This window comes from Caballeronia udeis (assembly GCF_044909315.1).
GTDB lineage: Bacteria > Pseudomonadota > Gammaproteobacteria > Burkholderiales > Burkholderiaceae > Caballeronia > Caballeronia udeis_A.
This window is the reverse complement of the sequence record NZ_JBIYEB010000031.1, coordinates 23398-41674: the sequence shown is the minus strand read 5'-3', so window position 1 is coordinate 41674 and position 18277 is coordinate 23398. Positions and strand designations below refer to the sequence as shown.

15 protein-coding genes are annotated in these 18277 nt (G+C 60.4%); 8 read left to right on the top strand and 7 right to left on the bottom strand.

Annotation, left to right across the window (positions count from 1 at the left end):
• The first annotated feature begins 3 nt into the window (after nt 1-3).
• Entirely contained in the window at nt 4-3192 is a 3189-nt protein-coding gene (locus ABH944_RS35420) for an efflux RND transporter permease subunit (RefSeq protein WP_404612269.1), read from the top strand.
• Nucleotides 3189-4622 (top strand): efflux transporter outer membrane subunit, encoded by a 1434-nt coding sequence (locus ABH944_RS35415; protein WP_404612271.1) that lies wholly within the window; start codon nt 3189-3191, stop codon nt 4620-4622. Before ABH944_RS35420 ends, ABH944_RS35415 begins: the two co-directional genes overlap by 4 nt.
• A gap of 995 nt (nt 4623-5617) precedes the next feature.
• On the opposite strand, the gene ABH944_RS35410 is transcribed toward ABH944_RS35415, so the two are convergent.
• The 3 genes from ABH944_RS35410 to ABH944_RS35400 form a co-directional block, all read right to left on the bottom strand.
• Nucleotides 5618-6328: a YceH family protein gene (locus tag ABH944_RS35410; RefSeq protein WP_404612273.1), complete on the bottom strand. Its 711-nt coding sequence runs from the start codon at nt 6326-6328 to the stop codon at nt 5618-5620.
• Nucleotides 6329-6518: 190 nt separating this feature from the next.
• Entirely contained in the window at nt 6519-6932 is a 414-nt protein-coding gene (locus ABH944_RS35405) for a DoxX family protein (protein ID WP_404612275.1), read from the bottom strand.
• Between the two features lie 239 nt (nt 6933-7171).
• Entirely contained in the window at nt 7172-8263 is a 1092-nt protein-coding gene (locus tag ABH944_RS35400) for an alpha/beta fold hydrolase (protein WP_404612277.1), read from the bottom strand.
• Nucleotides 8264-8391: 128 nt separating this feature from the next.
• Here ABH944_RS35400 and ABH944_RS35395 point away from each other — a divergent pair, with 128 nt between their 5' ends.
• The 6 genes from ABH944_RS35395 to ABH944_RS35370 all read left to right on the top strand — a co-directional run bounded on the left by ABH944_RS35395 (nt 8392) and on the right by ABH944_RS35370 (nt 14873).
• Nucleotides 8392-9303, top strand: a complete 912-nt coding sequence (locus ABH944_RS35395) for a LysR family transcriptional regulator (RefSeq protein ID WP_404612279.1) — start codon at nt 8392-8394, stop codon at nt 9301-9303.
• A gap of 232 nt (nt 9304-9535) precedes the next feature.
• Nucleotides 9536-10165, top strand: a complete 630-nt coding sequence (locus tag ABH944_RS35390) for a TetR/AcrR family transcriptional regulator (protein ID WP_404612334.1) — start codon at nt 9536-9538, stop codon at nt 10163-10165.
• A gap of 369 nt (nt 10166-10534) precedes the next feature.
• A complete protein-coding gene (locus ABH944_RS35385; protein ID WP_404612281.1) occupies nt 10535-11197 on the top strand; it encodes a DUF3313 domain-containing protein in 663 nt (220 codons plus the stop codon).
• 202 nt (nt 11198-11399) lie between these two features.
• On the top strand, nt 11400-12671 hold the full coding sequence (locus ABH944_RS35380; RefSeq protein ID WP_404612336.1) for a paraquat-inducible protein A: 1272 nt from the start codon (nt 11400-11402) through the stop codon (nt 12669-12671).
• 1 nt (nt 12672) lies between these two features.
• Entirely contained in the window at nt 12673-14289 is a 1617-nt protein-coding gene (locus ABH944_RS35375) for a PqiB family protein (RefSeq protein WP_404612337.1), read from the top strand.
• Nucleotides 14289-14873 carry a PqiC family protein gene (locus ABH944_RS35370; RefSeq protein WP_404612283.1) on the top strand — a complete coding sequence of 195 codons (585 nt, stop codon included), beginning with the start codon at nt 14289-14291 and terminating at the stop codon, nt 14871-14873. The genes ABH944_RS35375 and ABH944_RS35370 overlap by 1 nt, the downstream gene beginning before the upstream one ends.
• An 83-nt stretch (nt 14874-14956) precedes the next feature.
• Here the strand turns inward: ABH944_RS35370 and ABH944_RS35365 are convergent, their stop codons facing one another.
• Genes ABH944_RS35365 through ABH944_RS35350 form a run of 4 tightly spaced genes read right to left on the bottom strand, consistent with a single transcriptional unit; the run spans nt 14957 to nt 18255 of the window.
• Entirely contained in the window at nt 14957-15310 is a 354-nt protein-coding gene (locus ABH944_RS35365; protein WP_404612284.1) for a RidA family protein, read from the bottom strand.
• Nucleotides 15311-15370: 60 nt separating this feature from the next.
• Entirely contained in the window at nt 15371-16507 is a 1137-nt protein-coding gene (locus tag ABH944_RS35360) for an NAD(P)/FAD-dependent oxidoreductase (RefSeq protein ID WP_404612286.1), read from the bottom strand.
• Nucleotides 16500-17894 (bottom strand): FAD/NAD(P)-dependent oxidoreductase, encoded by a 1395-nt coding sequence (locus tag ABH944_RS35355; RefSeq protein WP_404612288.1) that lies wholly within the window; start codon nt 17892-17894, stop codon nt 16500-16502. The genes ABH944_RS35360 and ABH944_RS35355 overlap by 8 nt, the downstream gene beginning before the upstream one ends.
• Entirely contained in the window at nt 17884-18255 is a 372-nt protein-coding gene (locus ABH944_RS35350; RefSeq protein ID WP_404612289.1) for a (2Fe-2S)-binding protein, read from the bottom strand. The genes ABH944_RS35355 and ABH944_RS35350 overlap by 11 nt, the downstream gene beginning before the upstream one ends.
• Between the last annotated feature and the right edge of the window lie 22 nt (nt 18256-18277).

Here is an 18277-nt window from a genome sequence, read left to right as displayed (position 1 = left end):
CTTATGGCAGGCTTTTTCATTAACCGACCGATTCTTGCGTGGGTCATCGCCATCGTCATCATGATGGTGGGGGCGGCGTCCATCCGCACGCTGCCCGTCGAGCAATATCCGAGCGTCGCGCCGGTGTCTGTGCAGATCACGGCGAGCTATCCCGGCGCTTCCGCCGAAACCGTGGCGACCACGGTCACGCAAGTGATCGAACAGAAGCTGAGCGGTATCGACAACCTGCTCTACATGTCCTCCACCAGCAGCTCTGCGGGCACGGCGACCATCACGCTGACTTTCCAGCAGGGCACCAACGCCGACATCGCGCAGGTGCAGGTGCAGAACAAGGTGGAGCAGGCAAGCTCCTCGTTGCCGCAGACGGTGCAGAACCAGGGTGTGCAGGTCGCGAAGGCGGCCAGCTCGTTCCTGATGATCGTCTCGCTGTCGTCCTCCGACGGCAGCATGAATTCCATCGATCTCGGCAATGTCATTGCGACGCAGATCGAGGACCCGCTGACGCAGATCGACGGTGTGGGAGACGTAACGCTGTTCGGCGCGCAGCACGCCATGCGCGTGTGGCTCGACCCCGTCAAGCTGCAGGCGGTAGGTCTGACAGCAAGCGACGTCACCACCGCGATCACCAACCAGAACGTGCAGCTATCGGTCGGCCAGATCGGCGGTTCTCCATCGACGAAGACGCAGGCGATCAACGCCACCCTCTCCGCTTCCAGCCTGCTGACCACACCCGCAGAGTTCGGCTCGATCCTGCTGCGCGTGAACACGGACGGCTCCAAGGTGCTGCTAAGCGACGTCGCGCGTGTGGAAGTGGGCGGCGACGATTACAGCACGGACTCGCGGCTCAACGGCAAGCCTGCCGCTTCGCTTGCGGTGAAGCTTGCCAGCGGCGCGAATGCAATGAGCGTCGCGAAGGCAGTGCGCGCAAAGCTCGAACAGTTGACGCCGCAGCTACCGCGTAGCGTGGTGGTCGACTATCCGTACGACACTACGCCGTTCGTGCGTATATCGATTGAAGAGGTGGTGAAGACACTGATCGAAGCGGTGATGCTGGTGTTCGTCGTGATGTACGTGTTCCTGCAGAACCTGCGCGCCACGCTGATCCCGACCATCGTGGTGCCAGTCGCGCTGCTTGGTACGTTCGCGGTGATGTCGGTGGTGGGGTTCTCCATCAACGTGCTCTCCATGTTCGGGCTGGTGCTTGCCATCGGCTTGCTGGTGGACGACGCCATCGTGGTCGTGGAGAACGTCGAGCGCTTGATCGCGGAGGAAAAACTGTCGCCGCTTGAAGCGACGCGCAAAGCGATGAAGCAGATCACCGGCGCGCTCGTTGGCATCACGACCGTGCTGATCGCCGTGTTCATTCCCATGGCCTTCTTCTCCGGTTCCACGGGTGCGATCTACCGGCAGTTCTCGATCACTATCGTGGCGGCCATGCTGCTTTCGGTATTCCTCGCGTTGACGCTCACTCCTGCGTTATGCGCGACACTGCTCAGGTCTTCGGACGTGGAGCATCACGAGAAACGCGGGCTGCTCGGCTGGTTCAACCGCGTGCTTGCGCGCGGCACCGACCGCTACTCGACCGGTGTATCCCGCGTGGTCGGCAAGCCCGTGCGTTATCTCGTGATCTATGCGCTGATAGCAGGCGTGGTCGTGCTGCTCTTCACGAAGCTGCCGTCGTCTTATCTGCCTGAAGAAGACCAGGGCATCCTCATTACGTCGATCTCGACGCCGGTCGGCACGCCTTCCGCGAAAACGCTCGAGACCGTGAAGCAGGTCGAAGACTACTATCTCGGCTTGCCGCAGGTGGACAAGATCATCGCGCTCACGGGATTCAGCTTCAACGGCTCGGGCCAGAACAATGCGCTCGCATTCGTCAAGCTCAAGGACTGGAGCACGCGCCGCGGCAAGGACGGACAGGCGGCGTCGATCATCCTGCATGCCAACATGCATTTCGCGACCACCGCACGCGACGCCCAGATCTTCGCGCTCAATCCGCCCGCCATCCATGAACTCGGCACGCAGAGCGGACTCGACTTCGAACTGGAGGATCGCGCGGGGCAAGGCCACGACAAGCTGATGGCCGCACGCCGCGAGTTGATCGCGCTGGCCGCGAACAACAGCCTGCTCTCGGGCATGCGTCCCGGCGGTCTCGACGATACCCCGCAGTTCCACGTCGACATTGATCGCGAGAAGGCCAGCGCGCTAGGGCTCTCCGTTGCCGATGTAAACGACACGCTGGAGACGGCGTTCGGCTCAACCTACGTGAACAATTACGTCGATACGGGCCGTATTCAAAAGGTCTATGTGCAAGCCGATGCGCCCTATCGGATGATGCCTTCGGACATCGGACGCTGGTACGTGAAGTCGAGCACATCGAGCACAACGAGTACATCGAGCACCTCAAGCAGCACGACCACGAGCACCACGAACTACGACGGCCAGATGGTGCCGTTCTCGGCGTTCGCCACCGGCAAGTGGACTTTCGGGCCGCCGCAGATCGAGCGTTTCAACCGCACGCTCGCGATGGAAATCACCGCGCAAACCGGCGCGAACGCAAGCACCGGCCAGGCGATGGACGCAGTTGAAGCGCTCGTCAAAAAACTCCCGGCCGGCTTTGGCATCGACTGGACCGGGCAGTCTTATCAGGAGCGGCTCGCGGGTTCGCAAGCGATCTATCTGTATGCGATCTCGCTGATCGTTGTGTTCCTGTGTCTCGCGGGTCTGTACGAAAGCTGGTCTATCCCGATCGCAGTGATTCTTGTCGTGCCCCTCGGCGTGCTCGGTGCGGTACTCGGCGCACATCTTCGCGGGCTTCCCGACGACATCTATTTCAAGGTCGGTCTGCTGGCGACCATTGGCCTGTCGACGAAGAACGCGATCCTGATTGTCGAATTCGCGAAGGACCTTCAAGCGCAGGGCCGCAGCCTGATCGACGCCACGCTGGAAGCGGCGCGCCTGCGCTTGCGGCCGATCCTGATGACCTCGCTCGCGTTCATATTCGGCGTGCTGCCGCTTGTGATCAGCACGGGCGCGGGATCGGCGAGCCGCCACGCGATAGGCACCGGCGTGATGGGCGGCATGATCGCCGCCACTGTACTCGCGATCTTTTTCGTACCGGTGTTCTTCGTCGTCGTGCGGCGTTTGTTCGGCGAGCACGGCCACACCACGCATAACGAAGGTGAGCAATGATGAGATTGAAACTGGGTGTTCGCCTGCTGCCGCTGGCGATCGCGACGATCGCAACACTCACCGGCTGCACGCTCGACCCGCATTACGAGCGGCCCGCCGCGCCGGTGGCCTCAACCTATCCCCATGGTGATGCTTACGAAAGCACGGTCGCCGCGCAGAAGACAGCCGCGGATACATCAAATACCCTGGCCGTCGATACCCAATGGCGTACCTTCTTTCGCGATCCGCGCATGCAGCGGCTGATCCAGATTGCGCTCGACAACAACCGCGACCTGCGCGTGGCGGCGTTGAACGTAGCGGAATACGAGGCGCAATATCGCATCACGCGGGCGGCGTTGGCGCCGTCGATATCGGCAAGCGGCAGCGTGACGCGCGAACGCACGTTAGGTGCGACCAGCGTATCGAACGACCTCAGCATTGGGACTACGTCGTGGGAGATCGACTTCTTCGGGCGTCTGCGCAGTCTCAAGCGGCAAGCGCTGGAAAACTATCTATCGACCGAGGCATCGCGGCAAAGCACGCGCATCAGCCTGATCGCAACGGTGGCGACCGACTACCTGACGTGTCTATCGGACGAGCGCTTGCTGAAGATCACGCAGGACACGGTGGCGTCTGACCAAGCCACCTACGACGTCACGAAGCGCATACAGGAACTGGGCAACTCCTCTCTGCTCGATGTTCGGCAGGCGCAGAACACGCTTGCCAGCGCGCAGGCCAGTCTGGCGTCGTATCGGCGGGCCGTAGCCCAGGACCGCAACAACCTGGTCGCTGTGCTCGGCGCGCCCATTCCAGACGATCTCCCGGCCGCGCCCGCATTTGACCAGGCCACCGCCACATCGATGTTCGCCGAGATCGATGCGGGGTTGCCGTCGACCTTGCTTACGCGCCGGCCGGATATTGTGGAGGCGGAGCATGCGTTGAAAGCGGCGAACGCGAACGTTGGCGTCGCGCGGGCGGCGTTCTTCCCGAAGATAGAACTGACCGCGACCGCGGGGGCGTCGAGTTCTACGCTGTCCGGTCTGTTCAAGGCCGGCACCGGCGCGTGGACATTCGCGCCGACCGTGTCCTTGCCGATCTTCGATTACGGCAGCAACAAAGCGTCGCTGGACGTTGCGAAGATCGAAAAGAGCATCGAGATTGCCGACTATGAGAGTGCGATCCAGACCGCGTTCAAGGAGGTATCGAATGCGCTGACGGCGCGTGCAACGTACATCGATCAGGTGAGTGCGGATCACGATTATGTAACGTCGGCGCAGAGCTATTACACGATTGCGCAGGCGCGGTACAAAGCGGGTACGGACAGCTTCCTCACGTTTCTTGATGCGCAACGCACGCTCTATACCGCGCAGCAGCAGTTGGCTTCCGACACGCTGTCGCAGCAGTCCAACCTCGTGACCTTGTATAAGGTGCTGGGTGGTGGCGTGAAGTGACCAAGGGGTTTCGTTCGCACTTGGTTTTCGGGTTTGGGTTTGCCGGTGCGGTTTGGGTTAGCGGTCGGGGTTGATGCCGGGTTGCCAGGTTCTGGGGTTAGCGGTCGGGGTCTATACCGGGTTGCTGCTTTCAAGGTCCTCGCGCGTTATATGTTGGCTGATCTTTTTTGCTCTATTAGCCACTGTGCGTGGCGGCGCGTCATTTCTTTGTCCAAAGTGACAAAGAAACGAAGCAAAGAAAACGCTTTAACCGCACTACCCTAAGTGTCCACAGCGTGCAGTTTTAATTCATGGGTGCCCCAAAAGCACGGTGCTCGCCAGAGCCACGGATGTCTGAACCCCTCCTTCTCGCGAATCCTGACATGAACACGCTTCGCCACCAGTGCTCTCGGGCAAGCACCCGTTTCCAAGGAACCGGGACGGCATCACGCATTTTTGCGGCCTCATTTCTTGGTTGGTTGGCTGCGTGAGCTGCACGGTTATTTTCGTGAGTTAAGGCCTTGTGCATTTCTGCGGCTTTCTTCCCAGGTGGGTTGTCTACGGGGTTCGACGTGTGTACAAATTCGGTGGAAGGTTGTCCGCGGATAGCGCGGGGTGAACCTTGGGCAGGTTCAATCACTGGTGGCGAAGCGTGTGGGTATCTGTGTTCGGAGAAGGAGGGGTTCACACATCCGTCGCTCTGGCGAGCACCGTGCTTTTGGGGCGCCCATGAATTAAAACTGCACGCTGTGGACACTTAGGGTAGAGCGGTTAAAGCGTTTTCTTTGCTTCGTTTCTTTGTCACTTTGGACAAAGAAATGACGCGCCGCCACGCGCAGTGGCTAATAGTGATAAAGAGAAAATCCGACTCTCGCAGACCGCTAACGCCGAAAGCAGCAACCCGGCATTGACTCCAACCGCTACCCCCCAGAACCTGACAACCCGGCATAGACCCCTGACCCCTGAGCACCGAACACCGGCAGACCTCACCCCAAAACCGAGTGCGAACGAAAACCCTAAGACTGTTCGCTCGTTTTATCGAGGGTGATGCCCAGTTCGGCCGCCATCTGCTCGACCATGGTCCGCAACCGGATGAACTCCTCGCTGAGCCGTTTGTGCTCCGCTTTGAGCATCTCGAACTCGGTGTACGAAACGGAGTCATCTACAGCACCGCCGGCTGAAGCTTCACTGACACTCACGCTCACTTCACCGCATAACAGGTGCGCCCAGCGGCTTTCGCGCTCACCCGGAGTGCGCGGCAGTTTCACGACTCGGGGCGGATCGCCGGCGGCAAGTTCATCGAGAAATGCCTCGACCGACGAGACATCGGCGAAACCATGCAGGCGTGCAGCATTCAGGCGAAGCTCCGCCGCAGTCTGAGGCCCGCGCAACATCAACGTAGTGAGCAGCGCAGCGGCCTGGCTCGGGATGCCCAATACCCGGTTCATGTTGTGCTCAAAGCGCGGCACGCGGCTGCTGCTGCCTTCAAAAACCAGGCTAAGCCGCTTCAGGTCGTCAACGGTCGTGAGGACATCAGCCTCAGTGACGTTCATCACCGGCGAGCGCGCGGTCTTCTGGTTGCAACCCGAGGTCAGCGCGTTGACCGAGAGCGGATACGCATCCGGAACCGTGTGCTGTTTTTCGACGAGTACGGCCAGCACCCGCGCCTCGAGCGGCGTCAGAGTGCGCATGGGCGGGCGTGAGGGCGCAGCGGGAGTGGAATTCATGCTTGACGTCGCTGGGTGCAGATACGGGTATCGGGCCGGGCGAGAGCCGGGCGGCGGATGTCTATAGGCGCTTAACCAGCCCTGTGAAGATCAGTATGATATCCGCCCTGCCCGGTCCCGAGAATACACAGTGATCGATGCGCCTATGGATGACCTATGGATGACCTTATGAATCGGCTTAGGGATTCGCTTACCTTCGGTCGACCGAATATTTGCCTGCGCCTGTCACGCACAACAGCAGCAGGCCGCCCATGATGCTGATGTTCTTGTAAAAGTTGATCATGTTGGCCATATACGCGTCGCCGGTCATCGTCCAGAAGTGGTGTCCTATCAGCGCCGTGCCCAGCGTGTACAACGCCAGAATCAGCGCGAGCGGCCGGGTGTAGAACCCGATCACGATCGCAATACCGACAAAAAACTCCATGACGACCGCGATGATGGCCGAGACCATGGGAAATGGTGCACCTTCCGTGGTCATGAAACCGACCGTGCCCGAGAAACCCGTCAATTTGCTCCAGCCGAAGATCACGAACAGGATCATCAGGAGTACGCGTGCAACCAGAATCAATTCGTCTTTACGTTGCTCGAACAGGGTGTATCGCATGATGGCTTTCCTTTGGAAAGAGCACGACCGTACACGGGGATGGAGCGCTCAACGGGCGCCAGTCGAACAGTAGCATCGCTATGTTGCAGCAGGCAAACAGCAGGATTGTTTCTTGTTTCCATAAGACAAGGAAGCGGCGGCACGCGCGATGATCGCGGAATAAAAACGCCAGGAGGCTCAAGGCGACCTGGCGTTACCGTATGCTTCGCAGCATCAAACACCGCAACGTTGCAAGCGACCTAACTCACGGCCTGCGTTGCTGTGGACCACGTCGTTATCTCAGCCGGTTTCGACAGCATTCGAGTCAGCCTTGCCATATCGCCGCGCTCGGTGCGCCACGCAATGTACCTCTTGAATGCCGCCTCGCTTTCCCACTCTTCCACAAACAAAATCGCGTTGGCGCGCTCAGCATTGCGGAACGCGCGAACCGATCGCGCGCCCGGCGAAGAAGACGTTTCGCGCATCAGCGCAGACAGGCCGCCAACAAAATCCGCTGCGAAGTCCTCCTTCACGTTCATGAGCAGGGTGACCGTGATCGCATCGCCGCCGGCGTGCTCAAGCCCATCGACAAACTCGCGAATGATCCCGGCCACTTCCACCGGCGACTCCAGCGGTGACAAGTGCCCGGTACCGGGCAGCACATGCATGACCGCATGCGGAACACGCGTGAGCAATTCCGCTTCGAGTATGGCGGTGCCATCAATACGGTCAAGCTCGCCGGCAATCACGATAGTCGGGACATTGATCGCAGCGACATCGAGCGTGATGTCTTCCAGGCTCGTGGATTGGGGCCACGCCAGCTTCGCCTGAGACGCACCACGCAGGCTGTCTTCAATCACCTGTTCCCGGTGCTTCGGGCTGAGCGGCTTGGCGGTCAGCATCTGGTCTATCGCCATGCCGACGGACTCCCGCGAGAGGTAAGCGCCTTCCATTGCCGCGCGCACTTCACCAGGCAGGACCAACGGCACGGGCGGAGACGGCGCAACCAGCACGAGCCCTGCAAGTCCCCGGGGGCGACGCGACGCGAGCAACTGCGCAATCTTGCCGCCCATCGAGTGGCCGGCCAATACGAACCGGTTCAGGTTCATGGCGACAAGCATGTGCTGCACGTCGTCGGCGAAATCGGCAAGCGCGTACCCGGCGGCCGGCGCGTCCGAGTCGCCCCAGCCCCGCAGGTCCGGAGCGATGGTCCTGTATCCCGCCGGAAGCGCCGCAATCACGTCATCCCACGTGCGCGACGAGCCTCCCCAGTAATGTAGGAAAACGACCGGCAGTGTGCCGTCGCCCTGGTCTTTCACGTGAATCTGTATGCCGTTGGACGCTACTTTCATCGCAAACTCCTTGATATCGGCGGCTTGACCGCGGTCGGCCAAACTCACAAGGCGATGTTAGATTAGCGAATAAAAGACGATAATCCCTTCTTTTGTATCATCACCCAATCGCTTGGCTATCGAATAAAATGGACCGTTTTGCAAGCATCGCCGTGTTTGTCGCCGCCATTGACGAGGGCAGCCTGGTGGCCGCCGGCAAACGTTTTGGCCTGTCGGCTTCCATGGCCGGCAAATATGTCAGCGCGCTCGAAGCCGAGTTGAACGTGCGCCTGCTTCATCGCAGCACCCGGAGCCTGAGCCTCACCGACGCCGGGCGCACGTACTACGTCCGGTGCCAACGTATCCTCGAAGAATTCGACGATGCCAACCGGGAAGCCAGCGACGCGCACAGCACGGTACGCGGCATCTTGCGGGTCGCCGCGCCTGTCACGTTCGGGGCAATGCATATGGGCGACGTGGTCGCGCGCTACCTTGACGACCATCCTCATGTCAGCATTGAAGTCTCGCTCGACGATCGTTATGTCGACCTGCAAAGCGCCGGCATTGACGTCGCTATCCGCATTGGCAAGCTGCCCGACTCTGATCTGGTCGCTCGACGTCTCGCACCCTGCCGCATGGCGATCTGCGCGTCGCCGGCATACCTCGCACGCGAGGGCGCGCCGAAGAATCCCGAAGACTTGCGGCGTGCACCTCGTCTTGCGTTCAGCGAGGCGGTATCGGTTCCCGAGTGGACGCTGACCGATAAACAGAATCGCGAGCATGTGATCGACGGACCGCTTCGGATGCAGGCCAACAACATGCAGATGCTGCGCTCCGCAGTGCTCGCGGGCGTCGGGATTGCGTATGGCCCCACCTTCGTTTTTGGGCAGGATATCAAGGCCGGGAACCTGATCCGGTTGCTGCCCGACTACAGGACGGCGGAGCTGACCATCAATGCGATTTATCCGACTGCGCGCTATGTGCCGTCGAAGGTTCGCCAGTTCATCGATTACCTTGCCAACGCGTTTCGCGACGAACCGCCGTGGGACCGTCATGACTGATCGTGTTGAACCACCAATGACGCGGGCATGATGACGGCCCGTGCGCAATAGCCGCCTGAGACCCATGTAAAGTTCAGGTCCAGAGGCCGCTTTAAAAGTATGCGAAGCTATGCGCTAGCCGTCAGGCAGGCATCCCTCCCGGGATAAAGAACAACAACGCTTGAGCAGCCACTCATGCTCTAGCGATTTTTTATGCAGTTGCGTGAACGCGTATCTGCTCTTGAGAGAATTTATGGACAATCCAACCCGCTCGGAACGCTCCCGTGCAGCGGCCATCCAGGCGGCGCTCACCATTGTTTGCCGCGATGGTCCGGGCCAGCTCACGTTCGACGCCATCTCGCGCGAAAGCGGTATCAGCAAGGGCGGCCTGATGCATCAGTTCCAGACAAAAGGAAACGTGCTGAAAGCGTTGCTCGAACACCGCACCGAGTATTTCGAGAACTTCTCCAGAGACTATCTGGCGAAGCTCGATCCTGAAGAGCCCAGCCCCACGCTGTTGTCGCAGATCGCCTCGACCCGCGAATCCATGGGCCGACAGAACCCGGTCGGCCATGCCATCCTGGCGGCTCTGGTGGAAGACCCCTCACTGATGGAATCCGTTCGGGAAGCAGATGCGAAAAGGATCAAACGCATCAAGGCCGAAGCGGCGGACCCGGACCTGGCCTTGTTGCGTCTGGAAGCGGCAAGAGGTCTCGCGTTGAGCGCCCTGCTCGGGCTCTGTCCGCTTTCCGACAAGGAGCGGGGCCGTTTGTTCGATCGTCTGCTGGACGAGCGCCAGTGGCCGTCTTCTGCAGAAACGCCTAAAAAAGCACGCTCGGTGCGCGCGCCGCGCAGCGCAAGCGCGCGCGATCAAAGCGCCTGAAAAGAGCTTGTCCGCCGGGTGACAACCTCGGCGGGAATTCCCCCGCGCCGCGACGCATCCGCTACGGATGTCAGTTCCAGACAGGCCGGCTCTGGCCAGTCACGCATGCGAAAACCGGGTCACGGGATTCGTCCAATAACGAAAGCTCCCCGCCGACCGTCCCAAGGTATCCCTGAATCCGCGACGCAGCGCATTTGCCCCATTTGCGTGCGTCCGTAACAAAACTGCCATCACGTTGCAGTTCGACATCTCTGCCAGTTTATTTTACAAACAAACCGCCCGGTCGGTTTACATCGATATTATTCGATGTTAGTCTGGCGCCACACATGAGCTGTCATGTCTGATGCAGAAACCGAACCGGAGATATGAATGGTCAAGACGATCAATTCGCGGCACTTGCTGCTAACTGTGATTTGCGCAGCCTTGGTGGGCTGCACAACCGTGAAGCCTGATGCGTATTCAGGGATTGAATCGTCATCCTATTTAAAACCCGATCCGCAGGATACGACTGGACGAGTGCCTTATCGCTTCTCGACCCAGGTGGATTGGCGGCAATACCGCCGGTTGATCATTGATCCGGTCGTGGTTTATCGGGGCGCTGACAACCAGTTTGGCGACATGACGGATGCGGACAAAGCGTCCCTCGCCAGCTATATGCAAACGAAGTTTGCGGAAAAACTGGGGACCCGCTTCGAGCTGACTAACAACCCAGGTGCGGACACGCTGCGCGTCAAGCTGACATTAACGGGCGCGGCGACTACCACCCCGGTTATCGGCACCCTTTCACGGTTCGACATTGCCGGCGGTTTATACAACGGCGTGCAAGCGGCCCGGGGCAAGGAAGGCGCCCTCACAGGTTCCGTCATCTACGCCGTCGAAATCCACGACGCTTCGACCAACCGCCTGCTCAGTGCCTACGTGACAAAACAGTACCCGAACCCGTACAACATTGGGGCAAGCGTCGGGAAGTTGAACGCGTCGAAGACCGGTATCGAAAAAGGGGCTGACGCGCTGGTAGCGCAGCTTAAGTGAAGCCGGACAGGGAACGACCAGATCGCATTCGAGCAACGGCCGATCCCGTATCGCCTGTAAGCGCAGCGGCTTCTCGAAGGCGCCCAACCATGCCGCGTCTCGTCAAGTCAGCCGATCTCTGCGGCGCCCGCACGATTGCAGCCGCGCCAGTCGGATAAAAGGTATGCGCTACGGATCGAGCGCCCGCCAGCGGATGTCGAAGATGAATGAAGCCAAGTTAATCGCGTGTCACGAATGTGATCTGCTCCAGTGGGAGACGGCACTAACGGATGGTGGTACTGCACGTTGTCAACGGTGCGGCGCTACCCTCTACCGGAGCTTGCCGGCCACATTCGATCGGGCACTGGCACTCACCGTGGCTGCAGCCATCCTGTTCGCGATTGCCAACTGCTTTCCGGTCGTCGGACTTTGGGTCAATGGCACGCTTGTCAATACCACGCTGTTCGGTGCGGCTTCATCGTTGTATGCAGATGGCATGTGGGCCATAGCAGGCCTTGTCTTTGTGACCACCATCCTGATGCCGGCACTGAATATAGCGGCGGTGATTTATCTGCTATTGCCCTTGCAACTAGGCGGTTTTCCTCAAAAGCCCGAGATTGTTCTTCGGGTGCTGCGGCACATCGCGCCCTGGGGAATGATTGAAGTGCTCATGCTCGGCTTGCTGGTCGCACTCGTCAAACTCCAGCACATCGCATCCGTCGTTCCCGGCGTTGCGATCTGGGCATTCGGCGCAGTGATGGTGCTGCTCGCGGCTGCAGCCGTGACGTTTAACCCGCGCGATAGTTGGGCGCGGATCGGCGGCGTGCGAAACAACACCGATGTGTCATACGGGGTCGCCGCAAGCTCCTCCACAACGGCTACCGGTGCGCGTGCCGGTCTATTCACCTGTCACCACTGCGACCTGCTCTCGAAGCCGCCGGCTCACGCGCACGGCGCGAGTTGCCCACGCTGTAACGCAAGCTTGCATCTGCGCAAGCCGGACAGCCTCAAACGCACCTGGGCATTCACCTTCGCCGCCATGATCCTCTATATCCCGGCCGCCCTTTTGCCGATCATGGTCACCAGTACCCTCTTCGGCGCGCAATCCGACACGATCATCAGTGGTGTTGTTTATCTCTGGACGACAGGATCGTGGTCGCTTGCCGTTATCGTTTTCATTGCAAGTGTCGTGGTACCCATGCTCAAGATCCTGTCGCTCACCTATCTCGCGTGGAGCACGCAGTTGCGCTCTGCGTTGATCCCGCGTGAAAGAACCCGCATTTACCGGATCGTCGAATTTGTCGGCCGTTGGTCGATGCTCGATATCTACGTCATCACCATCCTGGTCGCCCTCGTGCAGTTCGGTTCGGTTGCGAGCATTGAAGCCGGACCCGGCGCCATCGCTTTTGGCGCGGTGGTCGTGCTGACCATGTTCGCCGCGTTGTCATTCGATCCGCGGCTTATATGGGACGCAGTGGAGCTGGAACGTGAATAAGGTGGCGGGAGAGGAGGATCGAGGGGACGTGCCCGTTTTTCCCATAGCAGCGGCATCCGGACGGTCGAAGTGGCGCGTGCAGCTTGTGTGGTTGGTGCCGCTTGTCGCCGTGCTGATTGCCGGCTGGCTGGCGGTGCAATCCATCATGCAAAAAGGCCCGACCATCACCATCAGCTTTTCGACCGGCGAAGGAATCGAGGCGGGCAAGACGAAGATCAAGTTCAAGAACGTGGATATTGGCACGATCAAGAGCGTGGCGCTCTCGGACGATCACAAGACGGTGCTGGCTAGTGCAGAGATGTCCCGCAACGCGTCCAGCATGCTGGTTGACGATACCCGCTTCTGGGTCGTCCGACCGCGCATCTCCGGCGGCACCGTGTCGGGCATAGGGACGTTGTTATCCGGTTCGCACATTGGCATGGACGTTGGCACGGCAAAAGAGTCCCGTAGCGACTTTGTCGGACTCGAGACGCCGCCCGTCCTTGCATCCGGTGCGCCGGGACGCGAGTTCGTGCTTAAAAGCGAAAACCTGGGATCGCTCGACATAGGTTCGCCGGTCTTCTTCAGGCGGCTTCAGGTGGGCCAGATTGTTTCGTACGCGCTTGATCCCGATGGCAAGGGAATGACCTTGCACGTGTTCGTCAATGCGCCTTACGACAAGTACGTGACGAACGACACGCGCTTCTGGCATGCAAGCGGCGTTGATGTGTCGTTGGACACGACCGGCGTGAAGATCAACACCGAGTCACTGGTTTCCATCCTGATAGGCGGCCTCGCCTTCGAGGATCCGCCCGACAGCACCACCAAGCTTGAAGCGGATGCACAGCACCCGTACGCGTTGTTCTCCGATCGGGCCGAGGCCATGAAACGGCATGACGCAATCGTCGATAAATACGTGCTGAACTTCAAGGAGTCCGTGCGCGGGTTGGCCGTCGGTGCGCCCATCGACTTCCGGGGGATCGTGATTGGCGAGGTCTCCGCGATCAAAACGCACTTCGACAGGGTGAACAAGGAATTCAATATCCCCGTCGAGGTGAGCATTTTTCCCGAGCGTTTGATCGAGAGCGACGACTCGGAAAACCGCAGCGCGCGTATTCCGGCGGAACGAAAAGAGTTCGCGGACTTCCTGGTATCGAAAGGGCTGAGGGCGCAGTTGAGGACCGCGAGCCTGCTTACCGGACAACTGTATGTGGCGATCGATTTCTTCCCCGCGGCTCCCAAGGCGACCGTGGACTGGAGTAAAAAGACACCCCAATTGCCGACGGTGCCGGGCAATCTGCAGGGTTTGCAGGACTCCGTCACGAGTCTTGTCGCCAAGCTCAACAAGATTCCGTTCGAAGGAATCAGCAACGACCTGCGCAAGACGCTGAGTGACGCGGACGTGCTGGTCAATACGATCAATACCGATCTGGCGCCTGAAGCAAAAGCGACGCTGGCCGCGGCCCGCGAAGCGCTCACGTCGGCCAATCGCGCGTTGCAAAGCGACTCGCCAATGCAGCAAAGCACCACCGACACCATGCGCGAATTGTCACGGACCGCCGCCTCGTTCCGTTCGCTTGCGGAGTATCTCGAACGCCATCCGGAAGCGCTGATCCGTGGCAAGACAGGGGACAAGTGATGCGATTTTTCTTGCTGTCTTTGAGCGTGATTGCGTTGAGTTTTTTGCCGGGATGCGCGACATCGCCCGAATCGAAGTTCTATACGTTGAGCGCTGTTCCGGTGGTCGAACAGCCGCCAAAGGTTGCGCAGGTGACTATTGTTATTGATCCGGTTACGGTCCCTGAACTGATCGACCGGTCGCAAATAGTCACCAAGGTGGATGCGAACCGCGTGTCTATCGATGAGTTCGCTCGTTGGGCCGAACCGCTGAAGAGCCAGATCTCCCGCGTATTAGCGGCGGACCTCGAGCAGTTTATACCGGGCGCGATAGTGTCCACTTACCCGCAACGTGTGGACGACAACGCCTACCGCGTCTCGGTTGATGTGCAGGGCTTCGACGCGTCGGCGAGCGGCGCAGTGACGCTGGCTGTGATCTGGTCGGTGCGTCCGCCTAATCGAGGAGAGAGGATAAGCGGGCGCTCCGTTGTACATGAAGCCGCGGATGGGCCCGGCTACGACGCGCTGGTGAAGGCGCATAGTCGGGCTCTTGTATCGGTGGCGAGCGATATCGCCGTGGCCATGCGTTCGGCTATGGTGCGGTGAACAAATGAGCGACGGTTTAAACGGACGGAGCGATCGCCGCTGAATTCAGCATCGGCTCAGGCTCCGACCTTCACCCCACAAAATCACGCCAGCGCTATCACCGTGATCTCAACCAGCAGATCCGGCGCGGCCAGCTTCGACTCCACCGTCGCGCGTGTCGGTGCGCAACCCGGCGCGACCCAAGCGTCCCACACTTCGTTCATGCCCGCGAAGTCGCGGCCAATGTCCGCCAACCAGACTTGCGCAGAGACCAGCCGCGTTTTATCAATACCCGCCTGCGCGAGATAACCATCGATCTTCGCAAGAACCTGCTGCGTCTGTCCCTTCACATCAAGCGTGCGGTCATTCGACGTTTGTCCGCCGACAAACACCAGCCCTGCAGCCTTCACCACGCGGCTCATCCGTTGATTGGTTTCGAACCTGACGATATTATTCATAAGTATTCCTTGTTTATTTAAAATAACCATCAATCAGCATGGCACAAACATGTGTCATCTCTATGCTGCCGCAACATCCTTGAACCGGTCGATGGCAAATGCATCCAGCGGCAACGACGCTACGCCGTCCAGCACCAGCTCGGAGACCAGCTTCCCGCACGCCGGTCCAAGCTGAAACCCGCTGCCGCAATATCCGAACGAATAGGTCAGGTTGGACGCACGCCGGCTGGCCGAGATCACGGGCAGCGAGTCGTCGGTAAAGGCTTCCACACCCGCCCATGCCCGGTTGATCCCGAGATTGTGCAAATGCGGAAACAGATCGACAACCGTATTCGCGCTCTTGACCAGCCGCGCGAAATCGACTTCGCCATGACGTCCCGGCAAATCCGCGATTCCGATCAGTTTGCCGCCAATCACGACCGTGCCGTTATCGAATTGCTTGAAGGAAAGAGGCCTCCCGGTTGCGCCCAGCGTTGCGCGGCAGAACGGTGCGGCCCGATGCGTGACCATCAGCATCAGCCCTTCCGGATACACCGGCACGGGCTCGCCCACTTGCTGCGAGAGTTCGCCCGCCCATGCCCCGGCCGTGACCACCAGCTTCGCAGCCGAGAAAACTCCGGACGGCGTATGCGCGAACCAGCGCTCGCCCTTCTGTTCAATGCGCGTGACCGGTGTGCCTTCATGGAACACCGCCCCATGACGCTCTGCTGCCAGCCGGAACGCAGTGGTCGTCCTGAACGGCAACGCGTAACCATCGCGTTCGACCCAGATGCCGCCGGTCACATGCGGCGTAAGCGCCGGCTCCAGTTCAAGCAAGGTCTCGCGGTCGATGATTTTCTCATGCGTGAAACCATGCGCCTCAAGCAGCGCGACACGTTCGCGGCATTCATCGAGTTCGGCTTCGGTCTCCGCAATCTTCAACTGGCCCGACGCCACGAAACCGCAATCGTCACCGATCGTATCGACAATGTTGTGCCAGATTTCCCGCGACATCAGCGCCAGTGGAATCTCGGGCAATGGCCGTCCGAGCGTGCGCACGCCGCCTGCATTGACGCCCGATGCATGGCGACCGACGTAATCGGCTTCCAGCACGGTCACGCTCGCGCCGCGGCGTGCGATATGGAATGCGCTGCTCGATCCATGCAGCCCACCGCCAATAATCAGCACGTCCGACTCATTGGCTACGGGCTTATTCACCGGCCAGTTCTCCGAGCGTGAGCGGTTTGATCGGCGGACGGATGCGGTAGTAGCCCACAGTCTCGGGAGCCACGCTGCGCGCATCCGCAATAATTTCCGTGACGGTCAATCCACACAGGCGACCTTGGCATGGGCCCATGCCGCATCGGCCGAAGGACTTCGCCTGGTTCGGTCCGAGACAGCCGAGCTTCACGAAATTCCGGAGTTCACCAGCCGTCACTTCCTCGCAGCGGCACACAATGACCTCGTCCTTCGGCACGCGGTTTTCGTCGCGCGGACGATAAAGACTGTCGAGGAACGGACGAATGCGCATGACCTCCGCCAGGCGGCGAAGCAGCGGTGCGGCGCTGCGATCGCGCGCGGCGGTATCAATTGCGCCAAGCTGCGCGGCAATCGCCAGCGCCGTCACCTCGCCTTGCGTCTCTGCCGCCTGCGCGCCGCCAATGCCGCCACCATCGCCCGCGACGAAGATGCCCGGGACATCCAGCTCGCCCCATTGATCGGTGACGGGCGCGAAGCATAACTGCGCGTCGTCCCACTTATGCGCCGCCCTGAGCGAAAGCGTGAACTGCGTATTCGGCACCACGCCCTGATGCAGCAGGATCACGTTGGCTTCGATCCGATGCGACACGCCGCGTACCGAGAAATTTAAAGCCCGTGCCCGCTCGGAACCGTCTTCATCGATACCGCTTTCCACCCGCAGGTCGTCGGCGGCTTCGTGCATCGGCACGCCCGCCTCGCGCAAAGTGCGCATCAACTGCAGGCCCTTGCTCAGATACGGCCACGCACGCAAGGCGGACAACATGTGCCGCTTGGCGCGCCAGCGATCCTCGTGACGCGTGGTGTCCACCAGTGCGCGAATGGGTACACCCGCGCGAACATACTGCCATCCGAGCAGGTAAAGCAGCGGTCCGCAGCCGACGAGTATCGGCGGTTCGGCCGGCGCCTCACCCGCGCTTTTCAGCAGGATCTGCGCGGCGCCGGCGGTCATCACGCCGGGCAGGGTCCAGCCGGGAATCGGGAAGGGCCTTTCCAGCGCGCCGGTCGCGAGCACCACGCGCCGGGCCTCGAAGCTGCTTACCTTGCCGTCCTTCAGGTAGTGCACCGAGCGCTCGCGCGTGACTTGCCAGACCGATGCGTTCGGCACATAACGCGCGCCCGAGCGTGCAAACTCGCTCGCCAACGCCGCACCGGCGGTATAGTCCGGGCCGAGGATGGTGCGGCGTTGCGTGTCGCTTCGTTCGATCGCGCGATAGATCTGGCCGCCCACCGCTTCCTGCTCATCGAGCAGGACCACGGACAAGCCCGCTCTCGCAGCCTGGGTTGCGGCAGCGAGCCCGGCAGGTCCGGCACCGATCACGGCGACATCGACAATATCAACGGCCATGAGCGTTCTCCAGGGGGTTCACATCCGAAAACGGCGGCAGATCGCGCGCTCCCTCTTGCGAATGAATACGCATGCCGTCCTGCACCGTGACGAGACAACTCTGGCGGCTCGGCATGCCGTCGATCTCGACCAGGCATTCGAAACACGCGCCCATCATGCAATACGGCGCACGTGGCGCACCGGACACCGGCGTCGCGCGAAACCGCTGAACGCCGGCGGCCAACAATGCGGCGGCAACCGAGCGTCCGCCCGGTACGCTGAGCGGCTGGTCGTTGAACCAGATCTGGATAGTGGTGGCCTCGGCCTGAGCATCGGTGCCGGCGGCTGGGGAGAGCACTCTGAATAGTGGTTTTGAAGTCATAGTCGGACAGGTCGAAGCAAAG

Coding starts and splice junctions, on each gene's coding strand:
- ABH944_RS35420 (WP_404612269.1), top strand. CDS start 4: ATGGCAGGCTTTTTCATTAACCGACCGATTCTTGCGTGGGTCATCGCC.
- ABH944_RS35415 (WP_404612271.1), top strand. CDS start 3,189: ATGATGAGATTGAAACTGGGTGTTCGCCTGCTGCCGCTGGCGATCGCG.
- ABH944_RS35410 (WP_404612273.1), bottom strand. CDS start 6,328: ATGAATTCCACTCCCGCTGCGCCCTCACGCCCGCCCATGCGCACTCTG.
- ABH944_RS35405 (WP_404612275.1), bottom strand. CDS start 6,932: ATGCGATACACCCTGTTCGAGCAACGTAAAGACGAATTGATTCTGGTT.
- ABH944_RS35400 (WP_404612277.1), bottom strand. CDS start 8,263: ATGAAAGTAGCGTCCAACGGCATACAGATTCACGTGAAAGACCAGGGC.
- ABH944_RS35395 (WP_404612279.1), top strand. CDS start 8,392: ATGGACCGTTTTGCAAGCATCGCCGTGTTTGTCGCCGCCATTGACGAG.
- ABH944_RS35390 (WP_404612334.1), top strand. CDS start 9,536: ATGGACAATCCAACCCGCTCGGAACGCTCCCGTGCAGCGGCCATCCAG.
- ABH944_RS35385 (WP_404612281.1), top strand. CDS start 10,535: ATGGTCAAGACGATCAATTCGCGGCACTTGCTGCTAACTGTGATTTGC.
- ABH944_RS35380 (WP_404612336.1), top strand. CDS start 11,400: ATGAATGAAGCCAAGTTAATCGCGTGTCACGAATGTGATCTGCTCCAG.
- ABH944_RS35370 (WP_404612283.1), top strand. CDS start 14,289: ATGCGATTTTTCTTGCTGTCTTTGAGCGTGATTGCGTTGAGTTTTTTG.
- ABH944_RS35365 (WP_404612284.1), bottom strand. CDS start 15,310: ATGAATAATATCGTCAGGTTCGAAACCAATCAACGGATGAGCCGCGTG.
- ABH944_RS35355 (WP_404612288.1), bottom strand. CDS start 17,894: ATGGCCGTTGATATTGTCGATGTCGCCGTGATCGGTGCCGGACCTGCC.
- ABH944_RS35350 (WP_404612289.1), bottom strand. CDS start 18,255: ATGACTTCAAAACCACTATTCAGAGTGCTCTCCCCAGCCGCCGGCACC.